The following is a 7,839-nucleotide window of genomic DNA, read 5'->3' on the forward strand; positions in this document are numbered from 1 at the left end:
ATCGGTTTTGGATGCATGGCGATGGCTCCGCTGAATGGGTGCCACCGCCACGGCAAGCCGGGTGCCGGCTCGCGCCGCCTGTCAGGCGTCCGTCCCCGGCTGCCCTTCACGCGCAAAGTACTTGCCCGCGGCGGCCACCTTCAGGTACTTGGCCACCGTCTTGCGGTCGGTCAGCATCAGCACCGCTTCGTCGTTGCCGATGCCGGCGGCCTGGGCCAGTTGCTGGCCGGCTGCGTCCAGGCCGATGGCCTTGAGGTGGCGCCAGGCGTCGCGCAGGAAGTCCAGCGCCGCCGGGTGGCCCAGCAGCGGCTGGATGCCGGCTTCGCTGCCCAGCACGATCACCGCGCCGAACAGGCACGACGGTGAGCCGGCCAGCGCGCCGTCGGCCTTGAGCAGGCTGCCGTCGGACAGCTGCACGCCTTCGATCTTGGCGGCGATGACGGACACGCGGGCACGGGCTTTTTCCAGCGCCTGCTTGGTGGTGTTCACCAGTTCGGCATCGGCGCCTTCGGCCACCAGCATGGCCAGGTGACGGCCCTTGAGGCCGCCGGCACGGGTGGCCACCTGGCTCAGCGCCGGCGAGGGCGGCAGATCCTGCGGCTCGCGGGCCGGCGTGGCCTGCGAGATGCTGCCCGGCGCCACGCCCAGCTTGTCGGCCACGCCCTGGGCCAGGGTCTCGTCGATCAGCACCAGGTGCGACAGCACGCGGTCGCGCACAGCGCCGGTTTCCACCTTGCCCAGCTCGAAGGCGAGTGCATTGACCATGTGGCCCTGCTCGGGCGCGGTCATCGAGCGGAAGAAGAGGCGCGCCTGCGAATAGTGGTCGGCAAAGCTCTCGGGCCGCAGACGTTGCTTGGGGCCGGTCTCTTCCACCGCCACGCTGTTGAAGCCGCGCTCGGGCGATTCACGCGGCAGCCGGCTGCCCAGCGAATTGGGCTCGTAGGCCACGCGGCCGGTGGGCACCTGCATCTGCATCTGGCCGTCGCGCTGGAAGTTGGTCACCGGGCAGCGCGCCTGGTTGATGGGCAGCTGGTGGAAGTTGGGCGTGCCCAGGCGCGACAGCTGCGTGTCCAGGTACGAGTGCAGCCGACCCTGCAGCAGCGGGTCGTTGCTGAAGTCCAGGCCCGGCACCATGTGGCTGGGGCAGAAGGCCACCTGCTCGGTCTCGGCGAAGAAGTTGGACGGGTTGCGGTCCAGCACCATGCGGCCCACCACCTCGATCGGCACGATCTCTTCGGGGATGACCTTGGTGGGGTCGAGCACGTCGAAGGGCAGGCTGTCGGCGGTGGCCTGGTCGAACACCTGCAGGCCCAGCTCCCAGGTCGGGAAGTCGCCACGCTCGATGGCTTCCCACAGGTCGCGGCGGTGGTAGTCGCTGTCGGCACCGGCGATCTTCACCGCCTCGTCCCAGGTGGTGGACTCCACGCCCAGGCCGGCGCGCCAGTGGAACTTGACGAACTTCCAGTCACCCGCCGCATTGACCAGCCGGAAGGTGTGCACGCCGAAGCCGTCGATCATGCGCAGCGAACGCGGAATGGTGCGGTCGCTCATCGCCCACATGATCATGTGCAGGCTTTCGGGCATCAGCGAGACGAAGTCCCAGAAGGTGTCGTGCGCCGAAGCCGCCTGCGGAAAGCCGCGGTCGGGCTCCATCTTCACCGCATGGATCAGGTCGGGGAACTTGATGGCGTCCTGGATGAAGAACACCGGGATGTTGTTGCCCACCAGGTCGAAGTTGCCTTCGTCGGTGTAGAACTTGACCGCGAAGCCGCGCACGTCGCGCGGCGTGTCCACCGAGCCGGCGCCGCCGGCCACCGTCGAAAAGCGGGTGAACACCGGCGTGCGCTTCTTGGCCTTGCTCAGAAAGCTGGCCTTGGTCCACTCGCTGCAGTCGCGCAGGCATTCGAAGTAGCCGTGCGCGGCCGAGCCGCGGGCATGCACGATGCGCTCGGGGATGCGCTCGTGGTCGAAGTGGGTGATCTTCTCGCGCAGCAGGAAGTCTTCCAGCAGCGTGGGGCCGCGGTAGCCGCCGTGCAGCGAGTTCTGGTTGTCGGCCACCGCCAGGCCCTGGTTGCTGGTGAGCAGCGGCTGGCCGACGCCGGCCGTCTGGTGGGTCTCACCGCCGGGGCCGGTGCCGGGGGGCAGGGCTTGGGGGGCGGCGCCGCCCGCGGGGCGGCGGGCGGGTGCGGGCATCGCGGTCTTGCGGCTGGGCATGGGCTCTCCTGGTTGGCAGCATGCAAATGCAACCAGGAGGCTATGCCGCCACAGGCGCACGGCCTGTGGGCCAGCCGCTTCGCCGGCTGTAGGACAGCGCGACGAAACGGGGCTGGCAGGCTCAGGTCGTGCTCAAACGGTGCGGAAGCGCGTGAGCAGCTGCACCAGCCGCCCGGCTTGGTTGCGCAGCGATTCGGTGGCGGCCGACGCCTCTTCCACCAGCGCCGCATTCTGCTGGGTCGAGCGGTCCATCTCCGAGACCGTCTGGTTCACCTGCGCAATGCCGCTGGCCTGCTCGGCCGTGGCCCGCGAGATGTCTTCCACGCTGCCGGCCACACGTTCGATGGCGCTGACGATGCGGCCCATGGTCTGGCCCGCCGCCTGCACCTTCACCGCGCCGGCGTCGATCTGCTCGACCGAGCTGCTGATCAGCGTGCGGATCTCGCGCGCCGCATCGGCACTGCGCTGGGCCAGGCTGCGCACCTCGCCGGCCACCACCGCAAAACCGCGGCCCTGTTCGCCAGCGCGTGCCGCCTCCACCGCGGCATTGAGCGCCAGGATGTTGGTCTGGAACGCGATGCCGTCGATGGTGCCGATGATCTCGCCGATCTTCTTGGCCTGGGCGTTGATGGCCTCCATGGTCTGGATCACGTCGGCCACCATCTGGCCGCCTTCGCGGGCCACGTTGGAGGCATCGTGCGCCATGGTGTTGGCCTCACGCGCATGGTCGGCGCTGTTGCGGATGGTGGCGGCCAGCTGCTCGATGGAAGCGGCCGTTTCCTGCAGCGCGGCGGCGGTGTTCTCGGTGCGCGAGGACAGATCGCTGTTGCCGGTGGCGATCTCGCCCGAGGCGGTGCTGATCTCGTCGGCGGTGCGGCGGATGTCCACCACGATGCCGCTGAGGCCGCGCGACACCTCGCCCAGCGCCGCCAGCACGCGGCCGGTGGCATCGGCCGAGGTGGCCTGCTCGATGCGCGTCAGGTCGCCCTGCGCCAGCTGCCCGGCCAGCTGCGCCGCATGGCCCAGCGGCTGGCTGATCGCCCGCACGATGGCCACCGACATCAGCCCCGCCAGCACCAGCGCCGCCAGGGTGGCGCCAAGGATGACGTGGCTGTGGCGCTGGGCCGTGGCCGAAGCTTCGGCCACGCTTTGCGCCGTCTGCGCCTGTTCGCGGGCGATGTAGTCCTTGAGCTGCTGCTGGGTGGCGGCGAACTGGTTGTCCAGCGTCACCACGAAGCTGGCGGCCGTGGCCACGCCGGCAGTCTTGATCTCCAGGGTGTCGCGCGCGCTTTTGGCATAGGCCGTGTAGCCCTGGGCGATGGGCGCCAGCACGGCGCGGTCCTTGTCGGACAGGGCGGCGTCGCTGGCGGCGGCGTGCACCGCCTTCTCGAAGGCCTGCAGCTGGGCACCGATGCGGTCGTCGAGCTGCTTGATCATTTCCGCCCGCTGGCCGATGGCCTCCCAGGTCAGGCTCTGGTAGATCAGCTGATGCAGTTGCGTGAGCTCCTGCGCCAGCGTCTCGGCCTTGACGATGCGGGCCACGCCTTCATCGCCGATTTCGTGCAGCTCGTTGGTGAGCGAGCGGTTGGCGAACCAGCCCACCGCCGCCACCACCAACAGGCACAGCGCCACGAAGGCCGGCGCCAGCGACACCTTCACACCGATCGAGGCATTGCGAAAGAACTGGTTCATGACTTGCCTGGTTCGTCGTCTGTGCCAGGCCGCTCAGCGGTAGATGCCCACGCCGATGAAGCCCTCGCCGTTGGGCTGCTTGCGGGCATAGGTGGACTTGGCCATCATCTTCTTGGAGATGGGGTCCGGCCAGTCGTAGTCGTACCAGCCGCCGCCCTTGGCCGCGATGTCGATCAGGCCGGTGACCACCGGCTTGCCGTTGCCGTCCTTGACGGCCGACATGTCCTTGCCCAGCAGCTTGTCGTTGCCACCGTGCGCCAGCACCACGGCCTTGCTGTCATAGACCATCACGTAGAGGTCCTTCTTGGTCCAGGCGGCCTTGTCGGTGGTGAAGTCGGCGTAGGCCTTCTGGGTGCCCACCTTCTTGATGTGCTCGAAAGCGGCGTCGGCCATGGCCTTGGCTTCTTCCTTGGTGCCCCGCTCCTGCGCGGCGGCGGGCAGGGCGAAGCAGGCTGCGGTCAACAGGGTGGCAGCGATGCGCGAGGTGTACTGCATGTGGCTTGTCTCACAGGCTGGAAAACGCGGCGGTCTGCCGCAGGAATCCAGGCTATCGGCTGGTCACTTGTGATTCTTTAATCACCGGAATTGCAGCCCCCGCGCAGAGAAGCTCAGACCCTCAGCCGCAGGGCCCAACACCGCCCGCAGGTTCTCGCGGGCGGCATGACGCAGGTTGGACACCACCTGGGGTGGCTGTTGCTGGCTGCTGCGGTGGGCCAGCGCCATGAAGGTGCCGAGCATCGCGCATTGTTCATAGAGGCGCCGGCGGTCGGTGGCATTGAGCTGGGCGAGCAGGGCCTGCAGTTGCGCACTGGCCCGCAGCTGGTGGCCGGCGGCGCTCACGGCCTGGTCGCTGGGCTCGGTGCCGGTCATGGCCATGTAGTTGCCGGCCAGCAGGGCCACCACCGCGCCGGCCACGTCCTCGGCGGGCCAGCCCAGCTGCCGTTCCAGCTGCTGGTAGCCGGGCATCAGCTGCGCGTAGACCTTCTCTAGCTTCGCGCGTTGCGCCGGGGGCGCGGCCTGCGCCAGCTCGGCGGCGCTGCGTTCGACCCGGGGCGGCGCCATCGGCAGCGCTGCCGGGGCCGCCGCGCGCGGCGCATCGGGGCGGGTGGCGTTGATCAGCGCTGCCTGGTTCAGGAAGGTGTTGCTGATGAAGTTGGAGGTCGGCGCCGCATAGGTCTGCGCGAACTCCATGGTGTATTGGGCCGAAGCGGCCGGCGGCATCAGCGCTGCGGCGCCGAGCAGGCAGGCGGCGCCGACAAGTCGCCAGCGGCGGGTGGGGGTGAGGTGCGGGTCGTACAACGTCATCGCAGGGGCCCCGTGGCGCAGGGCGTCTGTCGCAGTGGGCCGCAGCCTACGGAATGCGCCGCGCAGGGCCACCCCTAGCAACGCCGCTGCGCAGACAGCCGTTACATCTTTTTTCGCGCGTGCTGCATCTGAAGGCGCGCCTGGCTTCTAGAGCAGAGGTGAGCCCCGGCCACCGCCCGTCGCCTGACGTGGCGCCCATCACTACCGCTTGAAGGACAAGACCATGCGCTCGATCGTTTTCACCTCCGTTGCCCTGGCCACCGTGGCACTGCTGTCGGCCTGCGGCGGCATGCCGATGACCTCGGCCCGCTTCAACCAGGACGCACTGCCCGACGCGGTGAAGGTGCCCGCCGGCCACCGTGTGGCGATGGAGACCGTGGGCGTGGGCGAGATCACCTACGAATGCCGCGCCAAGACCACTGGTGCCGGCCATGAATGGGTGTTCGTCGGCCCGCAGGCCGACCTCAACAACCGCATGGGCGCCAAGGTGGGCAGCTACTACGGCCCGCCGGCCACCTGGGCGGCCAACGACGGTTCCAGGATCACCGGCACGCAGGTGGCGGTGGCGCCGGCCATGGCAGGCAGCATCCCGCTGCAGCTGGTCAAGGCCAACCCGGCCACCGGCATGGGCGCGATGAACGGCATCGCCTACATCCAGCGCGTGGCCACCCAGGGCGGTGTGGCGCCTGCCAGCGTGTGCGACGGTGCTGCGCTCGGCCGCAAGCAGGTGGTCAAGTACCAGGCCGACTACATCTACTGGAAGGCGGCCTGAGCCCGGCCGGGGCGCTGCTAGAGTGCGCGGCGCCGGCCCGGCGCCGCTGACCTGACGCATGCCCCCCACACCGCCCCCGTTCGACCATGAAGCCGCCGTGCTGGCCTGTGCCCGCGGCGAGCGCTTTGCGCTGCGCGCCTTGTACGAGCACGAAGGGCGCTGGCTGCTGGGCGTGGCGCTGCGCATCGTGCGCGACCGTGCGCTGGCCGAAGACGTGCTGCACGACGCCATGCTGCAGGTGTGGCAGCACGCGGCCAGCTTCCAGCCGGCGCTGGGGTCGGCCCGCGGCTGGATCTACACCATCGTGCGCCACCGGGCGCTGGCGGAGCTGCGTGCGCCGCAGCGCCTGCAGATGCTGGAGGCCCCCGCGCTGGCCAGCCTGTCGGACGCGCAGCAGGCCGCCGGCGCGATGGACGACGAAACCGATCGCGGCCTGGACGCCGACAGTCTGGAGCGCTGCCTGCAGCGGCTCGACGCGCAGCGGCGGGCGTGCGTGGTGCAGGCCTTCGTCGAGGGCTACACCCATGAGCAGATCGCCGAGCGGCTGCAGACGCCGCTGGGCACCGTCAAGTCGTGGATCCGCCGCAGCCTGGCCAGCCTGAAGGAGTGCCTCGCATGATCGACCTGCGCGATCCCGCCGAGCGGTCTGCCGCGGCGGGTGAATACGTGCTGGGCACCTTGTCGCCCGAAGACCATGCGGCCGTGACCGCGGCGTTGGCGCAAGACGCTGGGCTGCAAGCCGAGGTCTACGCCTGGCAGGACCGGCTGCTGCCGTTGACGCGCCACAGCCCCGCGGCCGAGCCCTCGGCCGCGCTGTGGCCCCGCATCGAGGCGGGTCTGCCCCAGCCGACGTCGCGGGCCGCTGCGCGCCGCGCCCCCACTGCCCGGGCGCCCTGGTGGCAGCGGCTGGGCCTGTGGCAGGGGCTGTCGGTGGGCGCGCTGGCCTTGTCGGCCGTGCTGATGGCGGTGGTGCTGCGGCTGGCGCCGCTGCAGCCCGCCGCGCCCGAAGGGCCGCGCTACCTGGCCGTGCTGCAAAGCCCCGACCAGCGCACCACCGGCTGGGTGGTGGAGGTGCGCGAAGGCGGCCTGCTGCGCCTGGTGCCCACCGCCGATGCGGGCAGCGTGCCGCCGGGCCGCGTGTGGCAGTTCTGGACCAAGCCCGAAGGCGCGGCCGGCCCCACCTCGCTGGGCCTGGTGGCCGCCGGCCAGACGGTCGAGATCCCCGCCACCCGCCTGCCCGGCGTGGGCGCCCAGCAGCTGTTCGAGATCACGCTGGAGCCCGAAGGCGGCTCCACCATCGGCCGGCCCACCGGGCCCATCCTGTTCGTGGGACGCAGCGTCCGGCTGTAGGCGGATTGCATGCTGGGGATGGGTGTTGCAGCCGGCTGGCTGCAACATCGGTGGTCACCATCCGTCCTGCCAGGAGCCGACCATGCGCATCTTCCCGATCGTCCTCGTCCTCATCGGCGGGTTCGGGCTGCTCAAGCACTACGGCTACATCGACCGCGAGATGATGCAGCTGCTGTGGCCGTTGCTGCTCATCGGCATCGGCGTGGCCTTGCTGGTGCGCAAGCCCCGCTGGCGCGTGTCGGGCGCAGACCGCTGGGAGCGCCGCATGGCTCGTCGATTCGGCCCGGCCTGGGTGCAGATGAGCGATGAAGAGCGGGCGCGGTTCCGCGCCGACGGCGGCGCACAGCGCTGAGCCGCCAGCCGCCGGTCTTGCCCGCTAGCGCTCCACCGCCTGCCCCACGTAGCGCGACACCTTGGGCGGCGCCTCGCCGCGGTGGAAGCCGAGGCGCCGGTCGCGCAGCGCCAGTTCCACCGCGGTGATGCGGTCGAAGCGGCGCAGGTGCTCG

At 70.3% G+C, this 7,839-nt stretch carries 8 protein-coding genes; 4 read left to right on the forward strand and 4 right to left on the reverse strand.

Going from position 1 to position 7,839, the window contains the following annotated elements:
- Window positions 1-81: 81 nt before the first annotated feature.
- From ABNT58_RS06055 to ABNT58_RS06070, 4 genes are all read right to left on the reverse strand, one after another.
- Window positions 82-2,214 (reverse strand): catalase, encoded by a 2,133-nt coding sequence (locus ABNT58_RS06055; RefSeq protein WP_348752604.1) that lies wholly within the window; start codon window positions 2,212-2,214, stop codon window positions 82-84.
- A 132-nt stretch (window positions 2,215-2,346) separates the two neighbouring features.
- Window positions 2,347-3,906, reverse strand: a complete 1,560-nt coding sequence (locus tag ABNT58_RS06060) for a methyl-accepting chemotaxis protein (RefSeq protein WP_348752605.1) — start codon at window positions 3,904-3,906, stop codon at window positions 2,347-2,349.
- A 33-nt stretch (window positions 3,907-3,939) separates the two neighbouring features.
- Complete coding sequence (locus ABNT58_RS06065) at window positions 3,940-4,401, reverse strand: cache domain-containing protein (RefSeq protein WP_348752606.1); 462 nt, start codon at window positions 4,399-4,401, stop codon at window positions 3,940-3,942.
- 81 nt (window positions 4,402-4,482) lie between these two features.
- Window positions 4,483-5,211: a DUF6683 family protein gene (locus tag ABNT58_RS06070; protein WP_348752607.1), complete on the reverse strand. Its 729-nt coding sequence runs from the start codon at window positions 5,209-5,211 to the stop codon at window positions 4,483-4,485.
- Window positions 5,212-5,434: 223 nt separating this feature from the next.
- Here ABNT58_RS06070 and ABNT58_RS06075 point away from each other — a divergent pair, with 223 nt between their 5' ends.
- The 4 genes from ABNT58_RS06075 (at window position 5,435) to ABNT58_RS06090 (ending at window position 7,685) form a co-directional block, all read left to right on the forward strand.
- The gene (locus ABNT58_RS06075) at window positions 5,435-5,983 is read left to right on the forward strand and encodes a DUF3455 domain-containing protein (RefSeq protein ID WP_348752608.1); all 549 of its coding nucleotides are present in this window, start codon (window positions 5,435-5,437) and stop codon (window positions 5,981-5,983) included.
- Between the two features lie 58 nt (window positions 5,984-6,041).
- On the forward strand, window positions 6,042-6,602 hold the full coding sequence (locus ABNT58_RS06080; RefSeq protein WP_348752609.1) for a sigma-70 family RNA polymerase sigma factor: 561 nt from the start codon (window positions 6,042-6,044) through the stop codon (window positions 6,600-6,602).
- A complete protein-coding gene (locus ABNT58_RS06085) occupies window positions 6,599-7,333 on the forward strand; it encodes an anti-sigma factor (protein WP_348752610.1) in 735 nt (244 codons plus the stop codon). The genes ABNT58_RS06080 and ABNT58_RS06085 overlap by 4 nt, the downstream gene beginning before the upstream one ends.
- A gap of 82 nt (window positions 7,334-7,415) precedes the next feature.
- On the forward strand, window positions 7,416-7,685 hold the full coding sequence (locus tag ABNT58_RS06090; protein ID WP_348752611.1) for a DUF5668 domain-containing protein: 270 nt from the start codon (window positions 7,416-7,418) through the stop codon (window positions 7,683-7,685).
- Window positions 7,686-7,839 lie beyond the last annotated feature (154 nt).

This window comes from uncultured Aquincola sp. (assembly GCF_964001545.1).
Taxonomy (GTDB): domain Bacteria; phylum Pseudomonadota; class Gammaproteobacteria; order Burkholderiales; family Burkholderiaceae_C; genus Aquincola.